General features: G+C 36.3%; 26 protein-coding genes. 9 read left to right on the top strand and 17 right to left on the bottom strand.

Annotated features, from left to right (window positions below; translation table 11 throughout):
* Window positions 1–21: 21 nt before the first annotated feature.
* From AADH04_RS01755 to AADH04_RS01735, 5 genes are all read left to right on the top strand, one after another.
* Window positions 22–1,080, top strand: coding sequence for a 2,3-butanediol dehydrogenase (locus AADH04_RS01755; protein ID WP_434779775.1), 1,059 nt, complete (start codon window positions 22–24; stop codon window positions 1,078–1,080).
* 240 nt (window positions 1,081–1,320) lie between these two features.
* Window positions 1,321–2,799 (top strand): conjugal transfer protein TraH, encoded by a 1,479-nt coding sequence (locus tag AADH04_RS01750; protein ID WP_434778539.1) that lies wholly within the window; start codon window positions 1,321–1,323, stop codon window positions 2,797–2,799.
* 10 nt (window positions 2,800–2,809) lie between these two features.
* Window positions 2,810–5,932, top strand: coding sequence for a conjugal transfer protein TraG N-terminal domain-containing protein (locus AADH04_RS01745; protein WP_434778538.1), 3,123 nt, complete (start codon window positions 2,810–2,812; stop codon window positions 5,930–5,932).
* Window positions 5,933–5,976: 44 nt separating this feature from the next.
* Window positions 5,977–6,519: an NlpC/P60 family protein gene (locus AADH04_RS01740; RefSeq protein WP_434778537.1), complete on the top strand. Its 543-nt coding sequence runs from the start codon at window positions 5,977–5,979 to the stop codon at window positions 6,517–6,519.
* 12 nt (window positions 6,520–6,531) lie between these two features.
* On the top strand, window positions 6,532–6,729 hold the full coding sequence (locus AADH04_RS01735; protein WP_434778536.1) for a hypothetical protein: 198 nt from the start codon (window positions 6,532–6,534) through the stop codon (window positions 6,727–6,729).
* Window positions 6,730–6,775: 46 nt separating this feature from the next.
* Here the strand turns inward: AADH04_RS01735 and AADH04_RS01730 are convergent, their stop codons facing one another.
* Together AADH04_RS01730 and AADH04_RS01725 are read right to left on the bottom strand one after the other, a co-directional pair.
* Entirely contained in the window at window positions 6,776–7,159 is a 384-nt protein-coding gene (locus AADH04_RS01730) for a hypothetical protein (RefSeq protein WP_434778535.1), read from the bottom strand.
* Between the two features lie 120 nt (window positions 7,160–7,279).
* Window positions 7,280–7,909: a hypothetical protein gene (locus tag AADH04_RS01725; RefSeq protein ID WP_434778534.1), complete on the bottom strand. Its 630-nt coding sequence runs from the start codon at window positions 7,907–7,909 to the stop codon at window positions 7,280–7,282.
* A gap of 124 nt (window positions 7,910–8,033) precedes the next feature.
* Here AADH04_RS01725 and AADH04_RS01720 point away from each other — a divergent pair, with 124 nt between their 5' ends.
* Window positions 8,034–8,501, top strand: coding sequence for a nucleoside 2-deoxyribosyltransferase (locus tag AADH04_RS01720; RefSeq protein ID WP_434778533.1), 468 nt, complete (start codon window positions 8,034–8,036; stop codon window positions 8,499–8,501).
* A gap of 193 nt (window positions 8,502–8,694) precedes the next feature.
* On the opposite strand, the gene AADH04_RS01715 is transcribed toward AADH04_RS01720, so the two are convergent.
* Window positions 8,695–9,561, bottom strand: a complete 867-nt coding sequence (locus AADH04_RS01715) for a SprT-like domain-containing protein (protein WP_434778532.1) — start codon at window positions 9,559–9,561, stop codon at window positions 8,695–8,697.
* Window positions 9,562–9,763: 202 nt separating this feature from the next.
* Here AADH04_RS01715 and AADH04_RS01710 point away from each other — a divergent pair, with 202 nt between their 5' ends.
* On the top strand, window positions 9,764–10,003 hold the full coding sequence (locus AADH04_RS01710) for a hypothetical protein (RefSeq protein WP_434778531.1): 240 nt from the start codon (window positions 9,764–9,766) through the stop codon (window positions 10,001–10,003).
* 35 nt (window positions 10,004–10,038) lie between these two features.
* On the top strand, window positions 10,039–10,773 hold the full coding sequence (locus AADH04_RS01705) for a phage Gp37/Gp68 family protein (RefSeq protein ID WP_434778530.1): 735 nt from the start codon (window positions 10,039–10,041) through the stop codon (window positions 10,771–10,773).
* Window positions 10,774–10,798: 25 nt separating this feature from the next.
* Here the strand turns inward: AADH04_RS01705 and umuC are convergent, their stop codons facing one another.
* Together umuC and umuD are read right to left on the bottom strand one after the other, a co-directional pair.
* On the bottom strand, window positions 10,799–12,127 hold the full coding sequence (umuC, locus tag AADH04_RS01700) for a translesion error-prone DNA polymerase V subunit UmuC (protein WP_434778529.1): 1,329 nt from the start codon (window positions 12,125–12,127) through the stop codon (window positions 10,799–10,801).
* On the bottom strand, window positions 12,063–12,437 hold the full coding sequence (gene umuD / locus AADH04_RS01695; RefSeq protein ID WP_434778528.1) for a translesion error-prone DNA polymerase V autoproteolytic subunit: 375 nt from the start codon (window positions 12,435–12,437) through the stop codon (window positions 12,063–12,065). Before umuD ends, umuC begins: the two co-directional genes overlap by 65 nt.
* A 267-nt stretch (window positions 12,438–12,704) precedes the next feature.
* On the opposite strand from umuD, the gene AADH04_RS01690 reads away from it, so the two are divergent.
* Window positions 12,705–13,667, top strand: coding sequence for a toxin-antitoxin system YwqK family antitoxin (locus AADH04_RS01690; RefSeq protein ID WP_434778527.1), 963 nt, complete (start codon window positions 12,705–12,707; stop codon window positions 13,665–13,667).
* Window positions 13,668–13,713: 46 nt separating this feature from the next.
* Here the strand turns inward: AADH04_RS01690 and AADH04_RS01685 are convergent, their stop codons facing one another.
* The 12 genes from AADH04_RS01685 to AADH04_RS01630 all read right to left on the bottom strand — a co-directional run bounded on the left by AADH04_RS01685 (window position 13,714) and on the right by AADH04_RS01630 (window position 24,143).
* Window positions 13,714–14,037: a hypothetical protein gene (locus AADH04_RS01685; protein ID WP_434778526.1), complete on the bottom strand. Its 324-nt coding sequence runs from the start codon at window positions 14,035–14,037 to the stop codon at window positions 13,714–13,716.
* A 67-nt stretch (window positions 14,038–14,104) separates the two neighbouring features.
* Window positions 14,105–14,440 carry a hypothetical protein gene (locus AADH04_RS01680; protein ID WP_434778525.1) on the bottom strand — a complete coding sequence of 112 codons (336 nt, stop codon included), beginning with the start codon at window positions 14,438–14,440 and terminating at the stop codon, window positions 14,105–14,107.
* 72 nt (window positions 14,441–14,512) lie between these two features.
* Window positions 14,513–14,833 carry a hypothetical protein gene (locus AADH04_RS01675; RefSeq protein ID WP_434778524.1) on the bottom strand — a complete coding sequence of 107 codons (321 nt, stop codon included), beginning with the start codon at window positions 14,831–14,833 and terminating at the stop codon, window positions 14,513–14,515.
* A 302-nt stretch (window positions 14,834–15,135) separates the two neighbouring features.
* Complete coding sequence (locus AADH04_RS01670; RefSeq protein ID WP_434778523.1) at window positions 15,136–16,236, bottom strand: DUF6094 domain-containing protein; 1,101 nt, start codon at window positions 16,234–16,236, stop codon at window positions 15,136–15,138.
* 81 nt (window positions 16,237–16,317) lie between these two features.
* On the bottom strand, window positions 16,318–16,668 hold the full coding sequence (locus tag AADH04_RS01665) for a hypothetical protein (RefSeq protein WP_434778522.1): 351 nt from the start codon (window positions 16,666–16,668) through the stop codon (window positions 16,318–16,320).
* A 77-nt stretch (window positions 16,669–16,745) separates the two neighbouring features.
* Window positions 16,746–17,135, bottom strand: coding sequence for a hypothetical protein (locus AADH04_RS01660; protein WP_434778521.1), 390 nt, complete (start codon window positions 17,133–17,135; stop codon window positions 16,746–16,748).
* Window positions 17,136–17,184: 49 nt separating this feature from the next.
* On the bottom strand, window positions 17,185–17,763 hold the full coding sequence (locus AADH04_RS01655; RefSeq protein WP_434778520.1) for a DUF3275 family protein: 579 nt from the start codon (window positions 17,761–17,763) through the stop codon (window positions 17,185–17,187).
* 372 nt (window positions 17,764–18,135) lie between these two features.
* Window positions 18,136–20,604, bottom strand: coding sequence for an SNF2-related protein (locus AADH04_RS01650; protein WP_434778519.1), 2,469 nt, complete (start codon window positions 20,602–20,604; stop codon window positions 18,136–18,138).
* Window positions 20,605–20,678: 74 nt separating this feature from the next.
* Window positions 20,679–21,260 carry a hypothetical protein gene (locus AADH04_RS01645; protein ID WP_434778518.1) on the bottom strand — a complete coding sequence of 194 codons (582 nt, stop codon included), beginning with the start codon at window positions 21,258–21,260 and terminating at the stop codon, window positions 20,679–20,681.
* Between the two features lie 79 nt (window positions 21,261–21,339).
* A complete protein-coding gene (locus AADH04_RS01640; protein WP_434778517.1) occupies window positions 21,340–21,678 on the bottom strand; it encodes a hypothetical protein in 339 nt (112 codons plus the stop codon).
* A 284-nt stretch (window positions 21,679–21,962) separates the two neighbouring features.
* Complete coding sequence (locus AADH04_RS01635) at window positions 21,963–22,820, bottom strand: DUF4116 domain-containing protein (RefSeq protein ID WP_434778516.1); 858 nt, start codon at window positions 22,818–22,820, stop codon at window positions 21,963–21,965.
* Between the two features lie 294 nt (window positions 22,821–23,114).
* Window positions 23,115–24,143: a DUF4116 domain-containing protein gene (locus AADH04_RS01630; protein ID WP_434778515.1), complete on the bottom strand. Its 1,029-nt coding sequence runs from the start codon at window positions 24,141–24,143 to the stop codon at window positions 23,115–23,117.
* Window positions 24,144–24,191: the final 48 nt, after the last annotated feature.

Below are 24,191 nucleotides of genomic sequence, written 5' to 3'. Positions count from 1 at the left end.
TAACATCTCAGGAGGTTGACGATGAAAGCAGCACGTTTCTATGACAGAGGAGATATTCGAATTGAAGATATCCCAGAACCAACAATCGAAGCAGGTACCGTTGGCATTAATGTAGCATGGTGCGGTATTTGTGGTACTGATTTACATGAATTCATGGATGGTCCAATATTCATTCCTCCATGCGGTCATCCACACCCGATTTCAGGTGAGTCTGCACCTATTACTATGGGACATGAGTTTTCAGGTGTTGTTTATGCTGTTGGCGAAGGTGTCGATGATATAAAGGTTGGTCAACATGTTGTTGTTGAACCGTATATTATTGCGGATGATGTTCCCACTGGACCAGGTGAAAATTATCATTTATCAAAAAATATGAACTTTATTGGACTTGGTGGTCGAGGTGGTGGTTTAGCCGAAAAAATAGCAGTAAAACGTCGTTGGGTGCATCCTATTTCGAACAAAATTCCATTAGATCAAGCTGCCTTAATTGAGCCTCTAGCCGTTGGTTACCACGCCTATGTTCGTAGTGGTGCAAAAGCAGGGGATGTTGCTTTAGTAGGAGGGGCTGGTCCAATTGGCCTATTATTATCTGCGGTACTAAAGGCTAAAGGGGTTACGGTCATCATTACGGAGCTGAGTGCAAAACGTAAGGAAAAAGCCAAGGAGTCAGGCGTTGCGGATTATATTTTAGATCCCTCCCAAGTTAATGTGACTGAAGAGGTGATGAAAATTACAGGTGATAAAGGCGCGGATGTTTCCTTTGAATGCACAAGTGTTAACAAAGTATTGGATACTTTAGTTGACTCTACAAAACCCACAGGTGTGATCGTGATCGTTTCCATTTGGAGCCACCCTGCTACAATAAGCGTTCATAGCGTTGTAATGAAAGAGTTAGACGTTCGAGGTACAATTGCTTATGTTAATAACCATGAAGAAACAATTAAACTCGTAGAGGATGGTAAGATTAATTTAGAACCATTTATCACTCAGAGAATTCAATTAGATGATTTAGTTTCTCAGGGATTTGAAACTTTAATTCATAATAATGAGTCCGCAGTAAAAATTATTGTGCAGCCGTAACATGTAATACCTATGCTCTAGATATACTAGGAACTTTTACGTTCCTAGTATATCCAACTAAATAACAATAGATTGAAAATATCCACATCTTTTGATAATATGAAGTCATATTCTTAACCCTTAGAGAATATACCCTGTTCAAGCTTTTTCACTTTTCTCATAGCCATAACTTTTATTCAGTTATGGCTATTGCGCAGTACCCGTAGTAGCCATAACAGCTTTTAACCTTAAGGAGCTGTTATGTTACACAATAAGTTCTGTTTTTTGCCAACCCGAGCGTTGGCTATTTCTGTTTGCCTTTTATTTTATCACTCAACCAGTCAAGCCAATATCCAAAGTGATATGCAAGACATGTTCGATAGTGCTGGCGTTTCTGGAAATTACACTAAGGCAGGATCATTTCACAATCAATCCATGAATATGTACACAGGCGGTTCATTATCCGTACGCGCACCTGTGTCTAATTTAAGCCCAATCAGTATTCAATTGCCTCGAATAGAGGCAGGGTGTGGGGGAATTGATTTTTTTGCTGGCGCATTCTCTTTTGTGAATAAGGAGCAGTTTGTTCAATTTACCCGTAATTTAGGTAATAACGCAGCAGGGGTTGCATTTGAAATTGCATTGGACTCACTGGATCCTTTAGTCGGTGGGGCAATAGACAAAATACGTAAGATTGCTGAAGAGATGAACCGCTTTAATATGAATTCATGTTCTGCTGCTAAACAGATGGTTGGGGGCATTATGGGGGAAGCTGCTGAATCGATACAACAGCAATGTAAGGCCAAAGCCATAGAAGATGGTTCAGCTGCGGATGCATCTGAAGCAGAGTGGTATTGTCGTTCTGCGGATAAGGTGATTGAAAAAGCCAAAAAAGCCCGAGAAAAACCCAATAGTGCCAATAGTGGATTTACTTTTACTGGCGGTAATCTTATGCGTGAGGCACTGGTCAAACATCTAGGTTCTATTGATGAAAAGGATCTGGATATCTTAATGAGCATCAGTGGTACAGTAATTGCTCATCCGATTACAGATAAAAAAGACAATGAAGAAATTGAGTTTGGGATAGAAACCATTCCACCCACAATTAAGGACATACGTACCTTTCTAAATGGTTCTTCTGATTTAGCCCAAACAGGGGAGCCTTCTCAAACACAAACTGTTCAGGTTAATTTGGTTCACTGTACTTCAGGGGATGAAGGACTCTATACCAAGTGTAGTACGGTCAATCAGGCAATGCCTTCTGTTCGTTATTATGTCCGTAATACATTAAAGAAATTGATGGAATCCATTAGAGGCGATGCTGGCTTATCAGAAGCAGAACGACTAGATGCCGTTAATCTGATTGAAACCACTCAATTACCCTTACTTAAAATCATCATCAATGATGCGGTAATTGGCACAAATTTACTGCAACAATACGAAGAAATCATTGTTTATGAGTATATGTTTGGTTACACCCTCCAGCTGGAGAATAAAGTCAGCTCCTCATTAGGTAAATACCAAAAAATAGACAAAGCCATTCAACCTTCAGTTGATCAGATCTATGCCAACTTAAGGGCATTTAGAGCAACCTTAATCACTGAAAAGAATGCAGCCTATTCTCGTGCTTCAGCTGAAAACCAAATTGTGAATTATCTGAAGAACTTTGATAACCATTGGAAAGCCAATTTTCCAGGGTTGGCCAACAATATGGCCTTTGAACTCACCAATCGTATTTAAGGAGCCTTTTATGTACGAATATTACACATTCCCTGGCTCTGGCCAGATTCTGGTTCAAGTATTTAATTCTGTGGCCATGATTTGTGGCAGTGCTGATTTTGCTGGGATTATGCAAGTAGCCAGTTTATTGGGGTTTATTATTATTTTAGGCACAGCTATATATAAAGTAGATCTAAAAGATAATTTTGTTTACCTTTTTATCATCAGTGCCATTTGGATGGTGTTGATGGTTCCAAAAAGTACCGTCAATATCGTGGAAACCTCTGGTTACAATATGAACCCTGTGGCTTATAAGGTAGATAATGTACCGTTTGGTTTAGCGGTCACAGGACATATCTTAAGTAAATTTGGGACATGGATGACCAAAGAAGCAGAAAAGGTCAATTCTTTACCTAATGATCTACAGTATTCACAAACAGGGGTATTATTTGGTAATCGACTGATCAGTCAAATGAGATCAGCCAGTTTAACCAATCAGATATTACAAGATGACTGGACACGGTTTTTAGATCAATGTGCTTTTTATGATGTCAATTTCTATCATAAATACAGTTTGGAAGAACTACAAACCTCCACTAATTTATTGGAAACATTGGGTAACACCAACCAATCTTTATACACTACTGTGACCGATCAGACGACCAAAGAAAGTGAGGCGATGTCATGCAAACAAGCCTATGCCATTTTAGCCAGTTATACCAATCGTGATGTAGGGTACAACACCACTACACGAGTGGCACAAAAAGCTTTTGGTTATTTAGGCTGGACACAAGACAATGTTGGTCCTAACTATGTTGATATGTATCTGGCTATGGGCGATTCTGTTTTACAATATATGTTCAAAAATGCTTCAGAAGACAGTTTAGAAGCAATCAGGCAATCAGCCATGATCAATGTCTTAAAAAGTGGTGAGATCCGTAACGCTATGTCCACCAATAATCAACAAAGATTATCTGTTGCTTTAGCTTCAGCCCAAGCTGAACGACAATGGATTATGTCACAACAAGTAGGGGGCGCACAGGCATCGGAGTTTTTACCGATTATGAGGGCCACTTTAGAGGGCTTTATCATTGGGATGTTTCCCTTTGTGTTGTTTATTGCTTTACTGGCGGGCATTGCCGCGTTTAAAACTATTATGTTTTATGTGATGACCTTATTTTGGATCCAGTTATGGGCACCTTTAGCATCGATACTAAATTTGATTCTTAGCAGTTATTCCCAAAACAATATCTATGCCAATATGTACGGTCAGGGTGGGCATACCTTATCCAACTCCTTCAGTATTATTCAAGCATCGATGCAAGCAGAAGCCATGGCAGGGTATGCGTACTGGTTGATTCCGATGCTCTCATTTGCTTTGGTTTATGGGGGACGTGGGCTAGGTAATGCGATGATAGGTCTTGTGGGCTCTGGTCAAAGTGTTGGCAATGCAGCTGGATCTGAAGTCGCTAAAGGCAACGTCAATATGGGGAACGTCAGCTATAACAATACCAGTGCCAATAAACAAAGCTCAGATGTGGTGTATACAGATCCTTCTATGGTGGGGGTGCGTACATCTACTGGCAGTTATACTTGGGATGCTGGACAGGAAGGCTCTGTTAGAGCCAGTGCTACCCGTCATGATTTACCGATCAGCTCGCAAGCCAGCATAAAAACATCTGATGCGTATAGTCAAAAAGCTGCTCAAAGTATTCAATCTGCTCAAAGTCAGGAAGCCATGGCATCAGCTGCCACCACCCTTGGAAATGCCTATACTATGGCTTATGCGACCAGTGTGGGTAAAGATTCATCTGCGGGTAAAGAGTTGGCCAGCCGTTTAACTGCTGATGAGCAATATGCGGTAGATGAAGCGACTAAGGCTAATCAACAATTAAGCGAAAAATGGGGGATTCAACATAGCTCTTTAGTGTCAAGTGCTTTATCTTTAGGGTTAAGTGTAGGAGGCGGTAGTGGTAAATCACCTTCCAAGGGCAGCTCTTCTGGTAGTGACAGTTCTGCTAAACAATCCTTAAAAGAAACAGTTTCCAAGTTTATTGGTGAGCAACTTGATAAAACTGGCTTACAAGGTAGTTTAGGTGGTCAAGGAAAAGTGGAAAATGTAGATAAGATGGCTAGAGACGTAACGGACCAAGTCCAAGCCTTACAAGAAAAAGGTGTTAAATTTAGTGAAGGTTTGGCGCAAAATATTGCCCAAAGTAATAGCTTTAGAGAAGCCGTACAATCTGGGCAATCTTTAGCGACCAATGCTCAAGCTAATTACAATACAGCACAAACAGCTACATTAAGTGCTCGGCAAAGTTATTCAGAAGCACAAAGCTATGAACAAATGGCGCAAAAAGCGGCAGAATCAAATGCCAGCATTACAATGGACACAAGCTATGCAACAGGTCAAAGCTATTTGGGCTCTGGTGGTCATTTAGGACAAATGTACCAGCAACCCAGTACCCAAACTGGGGCCATACAAGCAAGTGGCCAAAGTGCTTTAGAAGGTAAAGAAGCATTAGAACAAGCCACTGCTGGCAGTAATTACAATCCCCAAAGATCACTCCAGTCTTCAGATACACCAACTAATACTGTTCAATCGACTCATCAAACCCATATAGGGGACTTAAAACGTCAGATTCCTTCAAACTTTAGCCAAGTACAACAAGCAGCGGAAACAGTAGGAATTTCCAAAGCGCAAATTCAAGAGGGTATCAGTACGCAGCAGTCAGGATTATCAGGAGATATGGCTCAAAAACAAGCGAGGTTTAACCAAAACTATGCGGCAACCTCTTCAGCGATTCAGTCTGATGTACAGTCTTTAAAAGGCAGCAATAAAGATGCTTTAGAGGCCACTTCAGGTTTTCAAAAATTAAACTCAGCAACCATCATACCAGGGGCTAAATCTGATGGCAGTAATGGTAATGCGGTAGATATGTACAAAGATATTGGCGCACAAGCGACACAACAAAGTGAGTTCAATACACCTGGTACTTCTGCCCCTAAACCCTTTACAGAGAACCAACAGCGTATTCAACAAGAGAACGCTAACAACGATCCTTTAAATAAAGTATTTGGTAATAAGAGCCCTAATTTTTGGAGCAGCACATTTAAACTACCCAAAGGAGACAGTGACACAAAAAAGGATTAAGCCCAAGTTCAGGATGGGCTAACCCATCATCACAACTTGGGCAGATGGACATTATTCATGCTATTGCCAGCGTACAGCAAAGCGACAAAGGCAGCTTTAGCAGTGGAGTGGGTGGCAGCATGGTTTTAGGTAATATGGCTGTGAATCATGCTAAATATGGTCCCATGAGATATGGTCAATATGATGTAAATGGGCAAAGAACCATGGGCAGAAATAACTTAATTGACTGTTCAGGTCTGGTTACAAAGGTTCTTCAGGACAATAACTATGCCATTCCTACCCAAAATACACTATCTATGGCCAATAGAAATAATCCTTATTTTGAAAGAGTTTCGCCTGAAGAAGTGAGACCAGGTGACATAGTCGTATGGCGCTTTAAACGCAGTAGTAATTCAGCTGAAGAAGGACATACAGGGTTTGTTAAATCATTTAACAAACAAACTGGAGAGATTACTTACTATGGTTCTCAAAGCAGCAATGGACGCAATCAAAAATCTGGCGTGGCCATTGCCAGTAATAGAAGTGGGGTACTAAAGGGTAAAACCCCGATATTTATACGTCCAAGAAGTCAATACAAAAAATCATAAAGGAGCAATAAAATGAACATAGCACATATAGTGATTGCCATCACAGAAGTAGAAGGAGCAGATCCTGTGATTCATTTCTCAGGCAGTGGTCAGAATGATTTAAGTCCAAAAACAAAAGAGGCCTTTATTCAAATTAGCCAACAAATAACCCAAATGATTTATCAGGAGGAAACTAGACTGGAAACAGCTGTTTTAGAGGGGAAGGGATAGTAAGTTTATAAATTAAAAGGCTAAGTTTTTTCTTAGCCTTTTAATTTTAATCCTCATCAAACATGTTGTGATAAGGATTCGATGGTATATGACTATAAGCAGGAGAGTCGTCCTTAAACAGCTCACAATTATATTCATCCCAATCATAATTATTGTTATTTTGGGCTTTAGGAGTATTCAAATACTCAATATTTCGTTGTATATCTTGGTTGGTTTGTCCAAAAAACATACTGACAATCACTGCTCCAGTAAATTGGAAGAATGCATACACTAAAATTGCATAAGCAATAAATGGGAATAAAGACCATAAACTTGCTTGTTTAATCACAAAGTACACACCTAAAGCAATCATTAAAGTAGCCATAAGTTTTGCGAACCGACTAACATAGCAGTGGTACTTTTCAACTTTTTGGTCTTGATGCTTTTTCATGTGATTCACCATTTATTTATGTGTTTTAACACGTACTTTCAATTTATTATACTGCTTTAGGATTAAATAACAATATCTTTATTACATAAAAATAAAATATCGTCAAATAGTGTGGTAGTTTTAAAAATTTAGCCTGTCTCTACTTTCCCATTCTTTTAGAACATCATCTGTGCTAATCCATTTTGCTTGGCCTTTTTGAGGCTGGAAGTAAATTAAACCACCAGGTTTTACTTCAACTACTAGGCCTCGACCATATTTAGTATTTATATCTGCACCTGGTTGAATATCCAGCTGGCTTTTTAATGATTCATTGGCTAATTGGCCAACTTCGTGCACAAATGTGATTTCGTCAAGTTTACCACCTTTATCCTTACGCTCTTCTCTCCAGAGCATATGACCTAAGGGAGTATTGTCTTTAACGCAAAATACTTCACTCTTTAATTTTGTATATGTACCTTGATTATGGTCACAGTATGCTTTAAAGGTTTCAATGGCGGGTTGTTCTATTTTTCTATATGGGTCATAAAATGTGCGAATAATATCTGAACGGCTACCAAACCTAAAACTTAATAAATTGCCTGCTTTACGTAAAGCATCTTCTTTCATCCATATTTTAGCAAAATCCATATAAGTTTTATCAAAGTGAGGGCGTGCCTCTTCTGTAGAAAGTGGCTTCGCAGCTAAATCAGCATACACTAAGCCAGAACATAATAAAGTAAGCATAGGAAATGTTATTTTAAAAGTAGACATTTTGATTCTCAATTTATTTCTTGGTCATTTTTTTGATTATATAAAATATAAAAAATAAATACAATCATTACCTTGGGTTATGCTAGAATTTATTTAATTTAAAAAATTTTAAAAGTAAAAAATCATGATTAAGGTTTATTTTGCTGGTCCAGACATTTTTTATCCTGATTATGAACAACATAAGTTAAAGATAAGGGGACTATGTCTACGTTCAGGTATAGAACCTTTGTTTCCAGATGATAATAATTTAACCGATCCTCATCAAATTTGCTTAAGCAATATTGGTTTAATCAAACAAGCTGATGCAGTTATTGCCAATCTCAATCCTTTTCGGAGTATTCTTGAACCAGACTCAGGAACAGCCTTCGAGTGTGGTTTGGCTTTTGGTATGGCCAAGAACATTATTGGTTATGTAGAGGATCTACGTCCTCAAGTAGAAAAGCTAGGTAAAAAAGTCAGTGCGGATGGCTCTTCAGTAGAAGATTTTGGTTTACCTGTTAATTTAATGTTAGCTTATTGTCTGGATCTAGCCTCTTCCTTAGAAGAGGCTATTTTGCATCTATGCCAAATTAAAAATTTGCCTAAAGCTTAATATCCACATCGAATTTATTGATTTTAATTGCCATAGTTTTTTTGAAAGGCTCATTATGATATAAAAAATGAATGAGTAAACAAAATCCAACCTTTGGTTGACAAATGGCCAAAATAATCGGTTTACAAAAGACTTAAAATGCAATGATTTGGTTTACAAAAACTCATTTTTGCAATAATGAGGCAACCTGTTTTTAATCAACCTCAATAAAATCTGTTTCACAGCTATTACAATGTAGATCAAGAGCAGGGCGACCCCATACTTTTACTTTACAATTGGGACATTGATAGGTTGTTTTTTTCTTTTTATCAACTGGTTTTTCTATTGGTTCAACAATATCATCATCTGAAGGTGTTTCAGGTCTATATTTGGGTTTGGGATCCAAGTCTCTCTCAATTTTTTGTTTTAAACGTATAATTGCTTCAGGTTCATTAACAGCAGTTGGGTCATCCTGATCACTAGGAAAGTCTGGATCACCTTCAGTATTTTTACCCAGTAAACGAGAAACTGAAATATGGTCACCATAATTGACAGGCTCAATGGCAATCTGTTGAATAAAAGATGGGCTGGAGTGGATTTTTTGGTCATACCAGGTAATTTGAAACTGTTTATTAATCAGTTTTTTGCAGGCTAAATCAAAAGGTCCATTCTGAATAATATAATGCGTCATCTGATCGCCAGTTTTACGACCATTTTTTTTACCTGTATTACTGGCCATCAAGCCCACACGTTCCATCCATTCTCCCCATTGTCTATTGTGGTATCGAGCGCGTCCTGGTTCGCCAAAATGAGCCTGTTCTAGGTGGACCATTTCATGAACAAGAGTGGAGAGAACATTTTCTATTCTGGTGTTCACAAAATAGATAGGATTCATGGCTATTTCATCTATTTGCTTGGTTTTTTGATCTTTAGAACCAAAACGTTTATGTGAAAAATAACCATGCACATTTTCGTTTTCACGTTGTACAGTAATCAAGCAATTGGGTAATCTTCCTGCAAACAATACTTGATTGAAATAATCATAAGCCTGTTGCAGCTGTTCATAAAGTTCATGTGCCATATTTTTACTTTTCTGTAACGTACGATACATATCTTAGTTAATCATTTTCTGGTCAATAAACTGTATCGTACGATACACCGCCAGAGCCTTAAAATATATTGAAAATCAAAAGATTATGTTTCTATATTACCTATGTTTTGTATAATTTAAGTATATCTAAAATCGAATCTAAATCCTAAGTACAACAAAGAGGGTATTTGAAATGCCAAAAATCATTAAAACCAAAAAAATCACTATAGATAAAAAAGAAGCGATGAAAAATTTTTTTGATACTTATTCAAATGATATTGCTGGAGAACTATGGCAGATGAATCACTCAGAGAGGGTTGAATATCTAACAGCTGATATCTTTATTGGATGTGCTTCTGCTGCCACGGGAATACCAGAGGAGGATTTTGTGCAATATGCCTATGAGTATTTTGAAACTTATAAAGATATCTGAAATACCTCACTCGCAACATAAAAAGGATATTAATAATGAGTAAAATAGAGTGGACGGAAAAAACTTGGAATCCGATTGTAGGTTGTACAAAAATCTCTCCAGGCTGCAAACATTGCTATGCCGAAAATATGGCCATCCGTCATCGAGCAATGGGAACCGAAGGATACCACAATGGTTTTAAACTCAATCTAAGACCTGAAAAACTGAATGAACCATTGAAGCGAAAGAAACCTACTATGTATTTTGTGAATTCTATGTCTGATCTGTTCCATGAAGATGTGTCGTTCAACTATATTGATCAAGTACTGGAGGTTATCAATCAAGCCAAACAACATACATTTCAAATTTTAACCAAACGTGCTCAGAGAATGTCTGAGTATTTTCAGACACATCAAATACCTAAAAATGTATGGTTGGGCGTAACGGTTGAAGATCAACAATATGGTGTCCCCAGAATTGATTATTTAAGGGCAATTAAAGGGGCTTCTATTCTCTTTTTATCGATAGAACCACTTTTAGAAGACTTAGGAGAAATCAATTTATCTAATATTGATTGGGTTATTGTGGGTGGTGAATCTGGATCCAAAGCACGTCCAATGAAATCTGATTGGGTTGATCGTATTCGACTACAATGCCAAGAGGCTCATGTGGCTTTCTTCTTTAAACAATGGGGTAGTTGGGGAGTAGATGGGGTTAAACGTGCCAAACGCTATAATGGCCGAGAACTACATGGACAAATTTGGCACAATGTACCAAAATTAATCATGTAATGTCATACTTAATTTTGTAATTGTCTTAGCATTTAACAATAGGAATATCGGATAATTTAGTGGTGTAGGCAGGCGAAAGCTTGCCTCTTTTCATTTCCCAGTTCTTTTTCACTCCTTGGCCAGCAAACCAGACTTTTCTTCCTGAAGCATTAATTAAATCTAAAGTCTTCATCAATGGTTCGCTATGTTTACTCTCATGATAGTCATTAAACAGATCATATTGAGGATTTTTAGAATCGTAAAAGTCACCAAGCATGATTCCTGCCTTGTGGTATTGAAAACCCTCACGCCAGATCATGTTTAATGCTTCAGTGGCTGCATGAATAATATCTCGAGTATCTTGGCTTGGAAAAGTAATAGATGAGGTTGCCACATTGCTATAATAAGGGTTGCGCTCATTAAAAGCACTTGTACGGATAAATGCGCTTACTTGTTTGCAGTACCTTTCTTCTGATCTTAGCTTCTCCGCTGCACGTTCTGCATGAGCACATATGGCCTCTTTGACGCTTTGATAGTCGTTTATTTTTTGTCCAAACGATCTTGATACTACTATTTGTTTTTTAGCTGGCGCAATTTCCTCTAAACTTAAACAAGACTCGCCATTGAGCTCTCTAACTGTACGTTCTAAGACAACACTAAAGTGTCTGCGGATAAAGCTGATATCAGCATGAGCCAAATCATAAACGGTTTTAATACCCAACTCATTTAAATGAACACTTATGCGTCTACCTACACCCCATACTTCATCAACTGGCGTAATTTTCATCAGTTTAGCAAGGCGATCTGGATCATTTAACACCACAACACCACCAGTTTTAACCCACTTTTTAGCGGCATAGTTTGCCAGTTTCGCAAGTGTTTTGGTTGGCGCAATGCCAACACCTACGGTTAATTTTGTATATTGTTTAACTTGATTTCTTACATCATGGCCAAACTGCTCAAATGCCTGGTAATGATCAATACCTGTGATGTCTAAAAATGCCTCATCGATGCTGTAAATTTCAATTGATGGCGCATTCTGTTCCAGCACACTCATCACTCTTGAAGACATATCCGCATATAATGCGTAATTACTTGAAAACACCGTTACACGGTTTTGTTCGCAAAAAAACTTCACTTTAAAAAATGGCTCTCCCATTTTAATACCCAACTTTTTAGCTTCAGCTGAACGAGCTATTACACAACCATCATTATTCGATAAAACAATGACAGGTTTACCTTTCAGATCAGGTCTAAATACTGTTTGAGCTGAAGCATAAAAACTGTTTACATCGACAAGCGCAAACATATCAGGGTAGAGTCGAATGAATATTGTGTGTGACGACACCAAAGATTTCAAGAGATGAGTCATCATTAAAAGTAATTGCCTGGTAGTCAGGATTTCTTGCAATGAGTTGTATAGTTGGTTTGAGTTGAAGTTGTTTACAAGTAAACTCACCATCCACAGCGGCAATTACTATTGAGCCATGTACAGGTTCAATAGCACAGTTTACTATCAGTAAATCCCCATCAAAGATACCAGCATCAATCATGGACAAACCACTTGCCCGAACAAAATAAGTCGCAGCAGGGTGAGTCACACAAACATCGTTAAGATCAATACGCGACTCTACATAATCCTGAGCTGGAGAAGGAAAACCAGCTGGCACTTTATCAGCAAACATGGGGATAGCGATTTTTTCTCTAAGCTCTAGAAGAGAATAAATTTTCAATTCAAAAACACCTATACAGTTCAATTCTTGACTATATTAGGCTAAATTTTATAAATTTCAACTTTTGCTTATCTATATATAATGACTTTTAAATATTATATGAATAGTGGTTATGATTAATCATTTTTTACATGATTTGAGGATACTCAAAATAGTTTAATGAGTAAGAGAAATGTCCATAAATAGTTGTTCCCAGAAAGAAATAAAGAAGATAGTATTATGGGCAAAATTATTATCCTACTCGAAAAGAAATTTATGAAAAAAAATACATTACTGACAGTTTTACTTCTGAGTTTTGCTATTTTTCAACCCAGTTTTGCTCAAGGTGTCGCTGTACCCCAAACAGAAAAATATATGGTTGATCCTTTAGTTGCAACTTTAGAAGAAGGAAAAACAATTGCCTATTTTGATGAAGAAGGTAATTTATTACCAAATGAAAACGATGCTTATTATTATAGAAAATATTTAGGGAAAAATGACAAAAATTATTATCTTATACAAGATTTTTATATGAGTAATGATCAAAAACAGGTAAACCCTTTTTATATAAATAATGAGCAAGGGCTATATTCTTTTGATAATGCTTATGCCGAAGGAAAAATGATTTGGTGGCATGAAAATGCTCAAAAATCAGGAGAAGTTAATTTTATTAATGGAAAAGAAGAGGGCTTGTTAACTAATTGGTATGAGAATGGCAAAAAAGAATCTCAAGGAAAGTTTAAAAATGGTAAATTAGATGGAATATGGATTTACTGGTATGACAATGGTCAAAAAAAGTCTCAAGGAAAATATCTAAATGCACTTGGTGAAGGAATTTGGGTCTATTGGTATGAAAATGGGCAAAAGCAAGCACAAGGTAAATTTAAAAAAGATAAGTTAGAGGGGGTGTGGACAAGATGGTATGATAACGGCCAGAAACGAGAAATGGGCAATTATATTAATGATGCCCCTGATGGTTTATGGACAAAATGGTATGAAAATGGCCAGACACTAGAAAGAGTAAAGTATATTAATGGTAATCCTGATGGCCGATGGACTACATGGCACAGTAATGGCAAAAAAGACGCTGAGGGTGTTTTCAATAATGGTCAGCAAACTGGCCTATGGAAATTCTGGGACGAAGATGGTCATTTAACTGATGAGGAAATGTTTGAGAACGGTGAAGTTGTTGATCCGAAATAATCTATACAAAGAAAAAAGATCTGCAACAAAAGCAGATCTTTCTATTTCAACTTAGTTCTTCAAAATATTCATCAGCAGCCCATTTAAGGGCAAACCAATCAGCATCAGTTAGATCATGAGAAACAAATTGATTTAATACCCGAAGAGCATCATCTTCTGAAATATTTGGACAAATGGTTTTTACATCGTCTGTGTGCCAGCTAGTGGTCACGACCGTTTCTTCAAATACTTTAATATGTTGCTGTAAATTGGCTTTTTCAGTACCTTCTGGTAATGTTTGGTATGCAGCAATAGTTGATATTAACAGATTTTTAACATGATAATCTTGATCAAGTAGATCAAATGTTTCTTGAGTTTGAGTGGTTTGCATAATGTATCTCCAATAATTAGGGATACATTACGCCCAGTAGGGATAATATATCCCTTTAGGGTTAAAATTAGTTTTCTATTTCAAAGTATTCATTACAAACCCATTCTAGTGAGAACCAGTCTGAGTCGCTTATCTCAAAATTAGAGGAAAACATGTATAGTATTTTTTGTGCATCTTCATCAGAGACATTTGGAAATAAATTTCTTACATCCTCTATATGCCAGGTAAGCTGCACAACAGTGTTTTCAAAATTTTTAATACTTTCGCCTAGTTTATCCTTTTCAGCTCCGATAGGTAGTAACTTAAAAGCAGCAATTGCAGCATTAAGCAATACTTGAACTGAATCTGCTTGAGGTAAAGTATCAAACTCATCTTTTTCAGATGTATAAGTATTAACTTCCATGGTGTTTCTCCAAAAAAAGGGAATACACCATGCCCAAAGTAGGGATGATGTATCCCTAAAGGGTTTAAAAAATTAGTTTTCCATATGCGATTGTTCATTGACATAATTTTCAAAGCCAATCCAATCAATCTCATACTGACTTTGTAATGCATACCCATACAAAATAGAATGAGCATCATCAATTGAAATTTCTGGAGAAATTTCTTTGATATTGTCAACACTCCAAGTACATGGAACCATTGTGTTTTCAAATACTTTAATATTTTCTGCAAGTTTGTCTTTTTCTGTCCCATTTGGTAATAACTCATATGCAGCGATAGCTGCATTAAGTAGTGATGAAACAGATCTAGCTTGACTCAAAATATTAAATTGTTGATTTATGTTATTTATCATGGTGTTTCTCCAAGAAAGAAGGGAAACACCATATCCAAAATAGGGAAGGTATTTCCCTATGAGGGTTTAAATTTAAAGCAAAGAATCAGCTCTTTGTATCGTTTTGTAGAAAGTCTTTCACTTTTTGGACAATCTCTTGATGAGGAAGATTGGCATCATCAACAAATGAGAAATAACGATTTATTGATTTTAATTGCGATCATGGTTCTACTTAAGAAAGCCCACTACATGAACTGCACCTCTTTGGTTGGTTGAATGTCCAACTTTTGGGGTGCAGTTCATACATGTGGGATTTCCAGATATTATGAAATAGTTAACACATTACCAAATGTTTCACTATCTTTTGTAATATCAATAGCCTTAATTGTTGGAACGAATATATCTTTTGACTCAGAAATAACCACATTATCTTCTTCACGAGTGGTTTTTCTTTGTTGTTTGTATGTTCGACCTTTAATTAATAGCTGTTTGGTACCATCATTACTTTTAACAACACCAGTAACTTGACCAGCTGCAAGAGCTAAAGCTGTGTGCCATTGACCAGGGCTACATAAAGGAGCCTTTTTTTCTTTAAGTGCATTTTTCGGAAAAATACGCTCAAATGCTGGCCATAATGTTTCACCTAAACCTGTTAAAGCAAAATCTTGGCTCAATTTATAAGCAGTTGGTTTCACTGAAATTGGTTTAAAAGCCTTTTTATCGGTTGATGAGGGTACTGTATATATTATTTCGGGATCAAGATCATCACACCATCTAGGTGCAATATCATGAGACAAAATCAACTCTCTTTGTTTTGCTTCAAGTTCACGAGAAATTAACTTTTTCTGGATTCTTCTTCCCATAATAATAACTTGGTTAAACTGACCTTCAGGAGCTTTCCCAATAGTGATATCAATCAACGAAGAGGCAATTTGTGATGCAAATCGCTCGGTAAGTGATTGACTAGGGATCAATAAAACTAAAATCCCATTATATTGTAATTCTGGAAAGGTTTTTCTAAAAAAAATCTCTTCAAGCCTTTCACTTTTATCAAGTGACTCTGAATCTTTATTTTTTAGACCGTAGGGTGGATTCAAAAATAATAACCCAACTGCATTTTGCTGAAAAATCACATCTTCAATATCACTATGAATACATTGATCTAGTAGTTTTTTTGAATGTAATGCTCTTTCTTCATTTAATTCAACCCCAATAGAATGACAACTCGCAGCACATGACTCCAATAAATGTTGCTTGATTTCTGCTAAAGCAGTACCTTCTCCGCAACAAGGATCAAAAACTCTCACTGCACTTAATGGCTCAATGTCCAATCTTTTATGTACTTCTACTTGGCTCAGTTCTCCAGCTGGATAGTACCCATTCTTTGCAAAGTTATGGGCAAGGCGTGAAAACATTAATGACATAATCTATCTCCGAAAATAAAAGGGGATAGAGAACATCCATCAGGGGATTTTCTATCCCCATTGGGTTATAAATACTGCTACTTAATTGAACAGCATGATACTGCTTGTAATGTTTAATTTGAACTTATAGATCATTGAATTATAAATAATCAAATGGACTTCTTTATTAGGTAAAAATTCCAATCGACATAAATCATTGTCTTTTTGTTCCTGATTATATCTACCAACCCACTTAAATTTAGTAGCTGGTATTGTTATGGTTGCTGAAACGTTTGGGTACTTTACCGAATACTTTGGTGTTTGTAATGCAAATCTAAACTCTTCGGTATTCACTGAAACTGATAAAGATTCAAGTTGAATTGTGCTATCCCCAAAACTGAATTCTTTTATAAAATCAGCATCAAAATCTACTGTGCTTACTAAATCATTCATGGTTATGCTCCAAAAAAAGGGGAACATACCATCACCTTTTTTGGGGATAAATATATTCCCCAAAGGGTTAAAAATAATTAATGATCACCAACACGCATAAATGAAATATTCGGTGTGGCCATCATAATTTTAGGTAGATGTGTTTCAAGTCCTGTTATTTGACTGAAAATATCTTTTAAATCCTCAAAATATAGATGATCAATACGATTTATCTCTTTTTGATTTTTATAGAAGACTATTTCAAAATCATCCATTCCTGAACAATAAATAACAGTAACTTGATTTGCCTTTCCTGAACCACTAAAACAAAACGATAAATGTATATCACCATTTTGTGTATTAACAGCATACTGAAAGTTTCTGGCTTCAATCATTACTTTTAATGACTTAAGCGCATAGTTTTCTTTTAGTGTTAGGCACATCAACATATAGTTTACATAATACAAAATTTCTTCATCACTCCACATGATCTTGTCCTTTTGGTAGAAGGGGATTGAAACAATCCCCTTTAAGTGGTTAAGCAGCTTCTTCTGAAAGAAGAATCCAACTCATTTTTTCGCTCTTGTATTGATATTTTTTGGTGTTCTTAACAATATCTTTTAGTCGAACGAATTCCCCTCTACCTAATGAGCTATCAAGTTTAATTATTGAAGCTTTATTTTGAATTGCACTAAGCAATGTTTCTTCATCACAAATGAGATCCTCATCATCAGAAAGTGATTGTTGAGGTTTAGGTTTTTCTTCATTAATGATATTTTCTGGTTGATCATCGAAATGCTCTTCAATATTACCTATGGCTTCTAATGAAGCTTGAGAAGAACTATCCAATTCGCCTTCAGATAACAAAGCCAATGCTTCCCAATCTAAACTGGCACGTAATTCAGTATATGAGGCATTTCTTACTATCTTAGTAGCCATATAGATACTTTCGATAATAAAATCACCTTCATATGAACCAGTTTGAAATTGACTTAATACATTGTGTTTGAGAACAAATTTACCTACAGCAGTTACTAACTCTCCAGTACAAAATGTACCGCCATTTTTCATCGGAACTTCAGCAACATTTAAGGTACCACGAACATTGATTGACATAATAACAGCCTCCAAAAATAAAAAAGAGGCAGTTACTCCCACAAGGGCATAGTAATTGCCCCATAGGGTTTAAAAAATGCTGGCCATAACGATTGCCAGCAACAACTGACTAAAAGCCAGTTAAAGTTAGATCTACAACTAGACTAAAGCTAGTCAAATTAAAAAGTATGGCAAAATAGCCAAATAGGATTCATAAAAAGGCTCGTTCATCTACAAAGATGGTTATCCACACAACGAACTAGATAACAGTTTATTTTTTAATGAAATAAACAAAACATGTAATGTGTTATATCTTAACAAATAGGTTTCCTAAAAGCAATTTACTTTTAAAAATAGCCCTTTAGGAAACCCACTTACGTGGGTTTAGGGTTACTACGCTGCTTTTTTTTCCATCAACTTCCTAGCCAATTCAACCTCAACTGATTCACTTGATTCATTCAATATATCCAAACCACATTCAGGCATATCACCTGAAGTAGACTGAGTAACCGAAATCTTCTGTGCCATTAGTTTTAAGCATGTTTCTTGGGCAGAGTCATCATACCCTCCAAAATACACTCTAACATTTTCAGTTTGGCCAATTCGCCAAGAACGTCTAGCAGCTTGCATTAAGGTGTAAACGTTATAACCTGTAGTCATAAAGTAGATCGATGGAAATTCAAGTAAATCTAAACCTGTTTTTACTAACTCAGGGTTACAAATAACAACTTGAACACCTTTATCTAACTGTTCTGCTACCCAGTCCTCACGTTCCTCTGATTTCACAGAAGCTTTTAATACTGCTGCTTTGATACCAATATTTTTCAACAAGTTTTTTAGTCTTGTTGCTGTATCTTTGATACCTGAGTAAACAGTATAAACAAGCACTTTACGACCTTGTGCCAACTCCTGTTTAATGACATCAATTACATCTGCTTCTTTTGGCGTTGGTGTCAATTCATCAACGATTTTTGCTATTGAATAAATTTCCTTGTCTTTACGTTTCCAAACAAGTGATAGATCTTCATAGCACGTTTCTGGCCATGACAACAATGCGTTAATTACGGTACTGGTTAAACTTGTATCGCCTTTTTTTAACGTACTCCTTAGCAAAGACATCAACCTATTTTCCATTTGACGATATTCATTCTCTTGCTCTTCACTGAGTGAAATGCTTCTGAAAATTTCATCATATTCTGGCAGAATACCTTCACCAAACTCACTGAGTTTGACAAATACTGTTATGGGTAGAATATAACGAATAATCGCTAATGGGCTAAAACCAGGTGCTTTGCTAATTGATACTGTAGAACGTTTGGCTTTGGATGATGTAAAACTACCTGATTCATCACATAAACCTGTTCGTATCGTTTCTTTCAATACGCCATATTCACGCATAAAAGCCATACTAGCGGAACCCAATGAACGGCTTTTGTTATAACTAAAACCATCTTCCATCATCATGCGTGGATTTAAACGCCATAATAAATAAAAGATATCTTCAGCATAACCGCCCATAAGTGTACCTGTTAATGCCAATATTTTATTGACACATCTACAAAGTACCCCCATTGCTTGCCCTTGGGCTGTACCATAGTTTTTATACTCATGAGCTTCATCAACAATTAAAAACCCAAAGTAATTTTTAGGTAAATAACGTTTAATATACTCAGTAGCTTGATATCCACCTTGACCAACAGAAAACTCCACATTACCTAATGCTCTTTCAAGCCTTCTGGCCTGTGCGTCAGTAAATACAAAGTTTCCTTGATGATCGAGTAGGTTAGCAAAAGCCATCACATTTTTTTCAAGAATATCGGCTACAGTTTCGGAGCCAAAAGTATCTATTAATTTATGTGCTGTCTTTTCACCTATGGTTGGTAGCTTGATCAGCTGGTTAAATACAAGTTTTTCTGGAGTAATAACAGCTTCAGAATCTTTGCGACAAAGTGTCCATAAAGGGGTATTACATCTTTTGGCTTCTAACAACTTACCTGAAGCATCTTTTTTCTGAAGAAGTTCTTCTTTACAAAATCTTCTTTCTTCAGATAAAAATGCACGTAATTGAGCCTCACCTATGATTAATTTGCCGTCCTGATCACGAATTTCTTTTCCACAACAAGGGCAAGTAAATCGTGCTTGTTTTTCCAAGACTCTTTGAGCGACACCTTCTTCGTCATATTTTTTTACGTATTGGTATTCATATTTTTTATAATATGAAATACGCCAATGATAGCCCATACGCATTCTAATGCGGCCCATAATAAAATACTCAGGTACATCAGATTCACCACGGTTGTTATTAAATAATTGACGAAACTGGACAAGTTTTAATAAAGTATCTGGCCCATTTAAAATCCACACTCTTGCATTAGGTACAGTGGCTAAAATTTCTCTGCGCCACTTATATACTAAGTGTGGTGGACATAACACCATCGTTCTCTTAAAACCTTCATCGTGCATCAGGCTAGATATCGCAATAGACATCATTGTTTTACCTGTACCCATTTCACCATTGATGATTGCAGCTGGCTGTTTTTCGTTGACAAGCAACTCCATAACCGCACCTACTGCTTTTTCCTGTGGCTCATATAAAGAACGAGTTAAACTTTTTAATCTATCCTGATACTTTGGATTGATTTGTCCTTTATAGACTGGTTGATTTTGAGCGACTGCTGCATCAAATAAACCATGGCCAAATTCATCTAAAAATGTTTTAAGTGAAAACGAGTTTGGATCTGTTATTTCTGGTTGATCAATGATCGCTTGAGAAATAGGGGATTTTACAAATTGCAGTTCATCTGAAGAGTAGTCCAAAGGAACCCAAGTTAAAGTTTGATTAGTTTGAATTTCTGCTAACATTTTATTGCTCCAAAAAAATAGGAGCAATGCTCCCTGTGGAGTTTGCTCCACTAGGGGTAGGAAATTAATTATGATTACACTGTAAGTTGACCTGATTTAACTCGATCAGAAACATCTTGATCAAATGTATCAGGCAATCGTAAATGACATAAACAAATATTACCGACCATATTTTTAGGGTAAGTAATCGTTTCATTAAGCATATCTACAATTGTGTCTTGCCAACTGTCCAGTAAGGGAATATCAGACAATGTTTTAATATTGCTCCACATATACTGATCTAATTCATCTTGTGATTGTCCAACCATCCAAGTTGATTTGGTCCCATAATCTAAATGATTGAGTTTCTTATCGAATAGGAATAGATGCTCCAATACACCAAAGTCACGAGTGGTCACTTTAGTAATTACTTTTTCTAAATGCTCTGACTGACTTCTAAAGTCATGCCAACGACCCACAATTTCACAACGAGGATCATCGGGATCTTCTTCTCTTATTGTTAAGTTTTCCATTTTTTTTAATTGAATGGTTGCAATAAAAGATTGAATATCAGCATTTCTACCTATGATACTGGCAAAAAGTAACCTGTTAGACTCATCCGTTACAAAAGCATCTGTAAACAGATTCCCAAAATTGATTTTATATAATTTGTTCATATATGTTCCCTTAAGAAATAAGGGAACACACCCCAAAAGGGCATGTTTCCCTTTTGGGTTAAAAATTGGTTAAAAATGATTAGCTGTACACAGAAACACAATTTAAGTTTTCTTCATGTACTTTAAATCTATCTGAAAGCTCATTACTACTTAATGTTTGACCTCGAAAAGCAAATTGTTGCGCCAACTCTTTTTCAGTAAAACTAAACTGTTGATCGCCATCAAAGGAAACAAGCCAATAACGGTTCTCTTCTTTTGGAACAACACCAGGTATCAAACCATAAAGATAATATGCCAGATTTTTAACAGGTTCTTGAGTTTGGCAAATATATATAGCTTGCCAACCATTGACCCTATGTTTCAAAACATTCCCAAACTGTAAATTTTTGACGTTCGGAATAGCGTTAAGTACGACCATGATATATCTCCAAAAAAAAGGGATATATCAATCCCATATGAGGATAAATATATCCCCATAGGGTTAAAATAAGCTGGCCATAACGACTACCAGCGACAACTGATCTAACGATCAGTCAAGATTAATAAAAAGGCTCGTTCATCTGCAAAGATGGTTATCCACACAACGAACTGGATAACAGTTTATTTTTTGATGAAATAAACAAAACATATAAAACCAAATAATACGTTTTCTTAAATATTATTACTTAAGAAAACCTACTATAAAGTAGGTTTAATTGTTCATCACAACAATTGATTATTTTGTTTAAGTGTTTTTAGACGAACATCAAGTGGTAATAGATTATCAAACTGCAACGCCGCTGTATTCTGCTCAATTGCAGCCAATGAAATATCATATGATTGCTCTTTTACATACTCTAATGCCATACCATCTTGTTGCACCGCAGCTAAACATATTTGGGGAGTTTGCCTTTGTACATGTTGCAATGCCCAACCTTGAGTTTTAACTGCCACTAAACAGATATCATCTGTTTGCTTATAAACAAGAGTTAACGCTCTAGGGTTATTTTTAACAGCAACAAAGCAAATTGCATCAGTTTGCACTTTTACAAACTCCAAAGATAATCCATTTTGTTTCGCTGCTGCTATACAGATTTCTTCAGTTTGTTTTCGCACATACTGTAATGCCAAACCATATGTTTGCACCGCAGCTGTACAGATTTCTTCAGTTTGTTTAAGCACGAACTCTAATGCCGATCCGTTTTGTCGAACAGCTTTCTCACAGATCTCTTGTGTTTGCTTCTGAACAAATTGCAAGGCATGACCATTTTGTTTCACAGCATACATACAAATTTCATCGGTTTGATGATGTACATATTGTAAGGCAAAGCCATTTTGTTTAACGGCTTCTAAACATAAATCATCAGTTTGAATAGGAACATATACTAAAGCCCATCCATCTTGCTTCACGGCCTCTAAACAAACTTCTTGTGTTCTAAGTTCTGTAGGTACAAAACATAAAGCCATACCATCTTGTTTAACAGCAGCCAAACAGATTTCTTTAGTTTTAAACTCTGGAGAGAGAAAAAATAAAGCTGATCCATTTTGTTTTACTGAAGCTAAAAAGGCTTGATTAGTCATGATATATCTCCAAAAAAGGGGATATATCAATCCCATATGAGGATAAATATATCCCCATAGGGTTAAAGAAGCTGGGCATAACGACTACCAGCAACAACTGATCTAGTGATCAGTCAAGTTTCATAGAAAGGCCCGAATACCCAAAAGGGTAGTTGTTCCTGAGTTCGGACTGAACAACACATATATTTTTGAATGAAACATACAAAACATATAAAACCAATAATAAGCTTTCTTAAATATACCTATTTAAGAAAACCTACTAAGTAGGTTTAAGGGGTTCATACTGTTTTAGAATCAAAGATAATCTTTAAAAAGAATGTTCAAAGATTCAGATACAGTTTTACATATTTCTTCAGTTTGATTATTCACAAACTTAAGAGCATGAACACTACTGTAAATATTACTGTTAACCGCAGCCAAACAGATTTTTTCTGTCTGAGTATGCACAAATTGTAAAGCCTCTCCATCTTGCTTCACAGCAGCCAAACAAATCTCTTCAGACTGCTCTTTAACAAATTGTAAAGCCATTCCTGCATTAGTCACCGCAGCTAAACAAATATCATCTGTTTGTTCTTGAACAAGCTCTAAAACAAGACCTCGTTTATGAACAGCTGCTAAACAAATTTCAGGTGTTTGCCTTTCTACATACCTTAGTAGGTAACCTTCTTTTTGTACCGCAGCTAAACAAATTACATCTGTCTGATTTTGTACAAACTGGAGAGCCTGTCCATTATTGTTAATAGCAGCCAAACATATTTCTTCAGATTGCTCTTTGACAAATTGTATGGCTAGGCCACATTGCTCAACAGCAGCAAGACAAATGTCAAAGGTTTGCTCTTCAACAAATTGTAACGCAATACCATTTTCTTTTACGGCAAGGCTACATATCTCAGGAGTTTGTACTAAAACGTGCTTTAGAGCCATACCATCTTGTCTAACAGCAGTTAAACAAATCTCTTCAGTTTGTTCTTTGACAAATTGTATGGCTAGGCCACATTGTTCAACAGCAGCAAGACACATGTCAAAGGTTTGCTCTTCAACAAACTGTAAAGCAAAACCATTGTTTTTTACAGCAGCCAAACATATTTCTTCAGTTTGTTGATGAACATGTTTCAGAGCATATCCATGCGCTTTAACCATATTCATACAAATTTCAGGTGTTTGAACTTGAATATGAGCCAATACATTAAAGCACAGGTCATATTCAGATTTTTCACCATAAAAAGTATCATGTTCTTCATATGATGAAATTTTAGGTGTAACAATGTTGTTTGAACAAAGTTTAGCAATAGATTTTACGTATTTATGAATTAAATTTTGCATGATTATCTCCAAATTAAATAATTAAAAGGAGATATATCAATCCCAATG

It is taken from the genome of Neisseria sp. Ec49-e6-T10, assembly GCF_051132615.1.
Taxonomy (GTDB): Bacteria; Pseudomonadota; Gammaproteobacteria; order Burkholderiales; family Neisseriaceae.
This window is presented reverse-complemented; position numbering and strand designations above follow the sequence as displayed.

What these genes read in the sequence shown, in the direction of transcription:
- AADH04_RS01710 (WP_434778531.1), top strand. Translation starts at nt 9,764, where the DNA reads ATGCCAAAAATCATTAAAACCAAAAAAATCACTATAGATAAAAAAGAA.
- AADH04_RS01755 (WP_434779775.1), top strand. Translation starts at nt 22, where the DNA reads ATGAAAGCAGCACGTTTCTATGACAGAGGAGATATTCGAATTGAAGAT.
- AADH04_RS01750 (WP_434778539.1), top strand. Translation starts at nt 1,321, where the DNA reads ATGTTACACAATAAGTTCTGTTTTTTGCCAACCCGAGCGTTGGCTATT.
- AADH04_RS01730 (WP_434778535.1), bottom strand. Translation starts at nt 7,159, where the DNA reads ATGAAAAAGCATCAAGACCAAAAAGTTGAAAAGTACCACTGCTATGTT.
- AADH04_RS01720 (WP_434778533.1), top strand. Translation starts at nt 8,034, where the DNA reads ATGATTAAGGTTTATTTTGCTGGTCCAGACATTTTTTATCCTGATTAT.
- AADH04_RS01660 (WP_434778521.1), bottom strand. Translation starts at nt 17,135, where the DNA reads ATGTGGAGTGATGAAGAAATTTTGTATTATGTAAACTATATGTTGATG.
- AADH04_RS01650 (WP_434778519.1), bottom strand. Translation starts at nt 20,604, where the DNA reads ATGTTAGCAGAAATTCAAACTAATCAAACTTTAACTTGGGTTCCTTTG.
- umuD (WP_434778528.1), bottom strand. Translation starts at nt 12,437, where the DNA reads ATGTTTGCTGATAAAGTGCCAGCTGGTTTTCCTTCTCCAGCTCAGGAT.
- AADH04_RS01715 (WP_434778532.1), bottom strand. Translation starts at nt 9,561, where the DNA reads ATGGCACATGAACTTTATGAACAGCTGCAACAGGCTTATGATTATTTC.
- AADH04_RS01685 (WP_434778526.1), bottom strand. Translation starts at nt 14,037, where the DNA reads ATGCAAACCACTCAAACTCAAGAAACATTTGATCTACTTGATCAAGAT.
- AADH04_RS01705 (WP_434778530.1), top strand. Translation starts at nt 10,039, where the DNA reads ATGAGTAAAATAGAGTGGACGGAAAAAACTTGGAATCCGATTGTAGGT.
- AADH04_RS01690 (WP_434778527.1), top strand. Translation starts at nt 12,705, where the DNA reads ATGGGCAAAATTATTATCCTACTCGAAAAGAAATTTATGAAAAAAAAT.
- AADH04_RS01645 (WP_434778518.1), bottom strand. Translation starts at nt 21,260, where the DNA reads ATGAACAAATTATATAAAATCAATTTTGGGAATCTGTTTACAGATGCT.
- AADH04_RS01735 (WP_434778536.1), top strand. Translation starts at nt 6,532, where the DNA reads ATGAACATAGCACATATAGTGATTGCCATCACAGAAGTAGAAGGAGCA.
- AADH04_RS01630 (WP_434778515.1), bottom strand. Translation starts at nt 24,143, where the DNA reads ATGCAAAATTTAATTCATAAATACGTAAAATCTATTGCTAAACTTTGT.
- AADH04_RS01655 (WP_434778520.1), bottom strand. Translation starts at nt 17,763, where the DNA reads ATGTCAATCAATGTTCGTGGTACCTTAAATGTTGCTGAAGTTCCGATG.
- AADH04_RS01740 (WP_434778537.1), top strand. Translation starts at nt 5,977, where the DNA reads ATGGACATTATTCATGCTATTGCCAGCGTACAGCAAAGCGACAAAGGC.
- AADH04_RS01640 (WP_434778517.1), bottom strand. Translation starts at nt 21,678, where the DNA reads ATGGTCGTACTTAACGCTATTCCGAACGTCAAAAATTTACAGTTTGGG.
- AADH04_RS01725 (WP_434778534.1), bottom strand. Translation starts at nt 7,909, where the DNA reads ATGTCTACTTTTAAAATAACATTTCCTATGCTTACTTTATTATGTTCT.
- AADH04_RS01675 (WP_434778524.1), bottom strand. Translation starts at nt 14,833, where the DNA reads ATGATAAATAACATAAATCAACAATTTAATATTTTGAGTCAAGCTAGA.
- AADH04_RS01665 (WP_434778522.1), bottom strand. Translation starts at nt 16,668, where the DNA reads ATGAATGATTTAGTAAGCACAGTAGATTTTGATGCTGATTTTATAAAA.
- AADH04_RS01680 (WP_434778525.1), bottom strand. Translation starts at nt 14,440, where the DNA reads ATGGAAGTTAATACTTATACATCTGAAAAAGATGAGTTTGATACTTTA.
- AADH04_RS01670 (WP_434778523.1), bottom strand. Translation starts at nt 16,236, where the DNA reads ATGTCATTAATGTTTTCACGCCTTGCCCATAACTTTGCAAAGAATGGG.
- AADH04_RS01635 (WP_434778516.1), bottom strand. Translation starts at nt 22,820, where the DNA reads ATGACTAATCAAGCCTTTTTAGCTTCAGTAAAACAAAATGGATCAGCT.
- AADH04_RS01745 (WP_434778538.1), top strand. Translation starts at nt 2,810, where the DNA reads ATGTACGAATATTACACATTCCCTGGCTCTGGCCAGATTCTGGTTCAA.
- umuC (WP_434778529.1), bottom strand. Translation starts at nt 12,127, where the DNA reads ATGATGACTCATCTCTTGAAATCTTTGGTGTCGTCACACACAATATTC.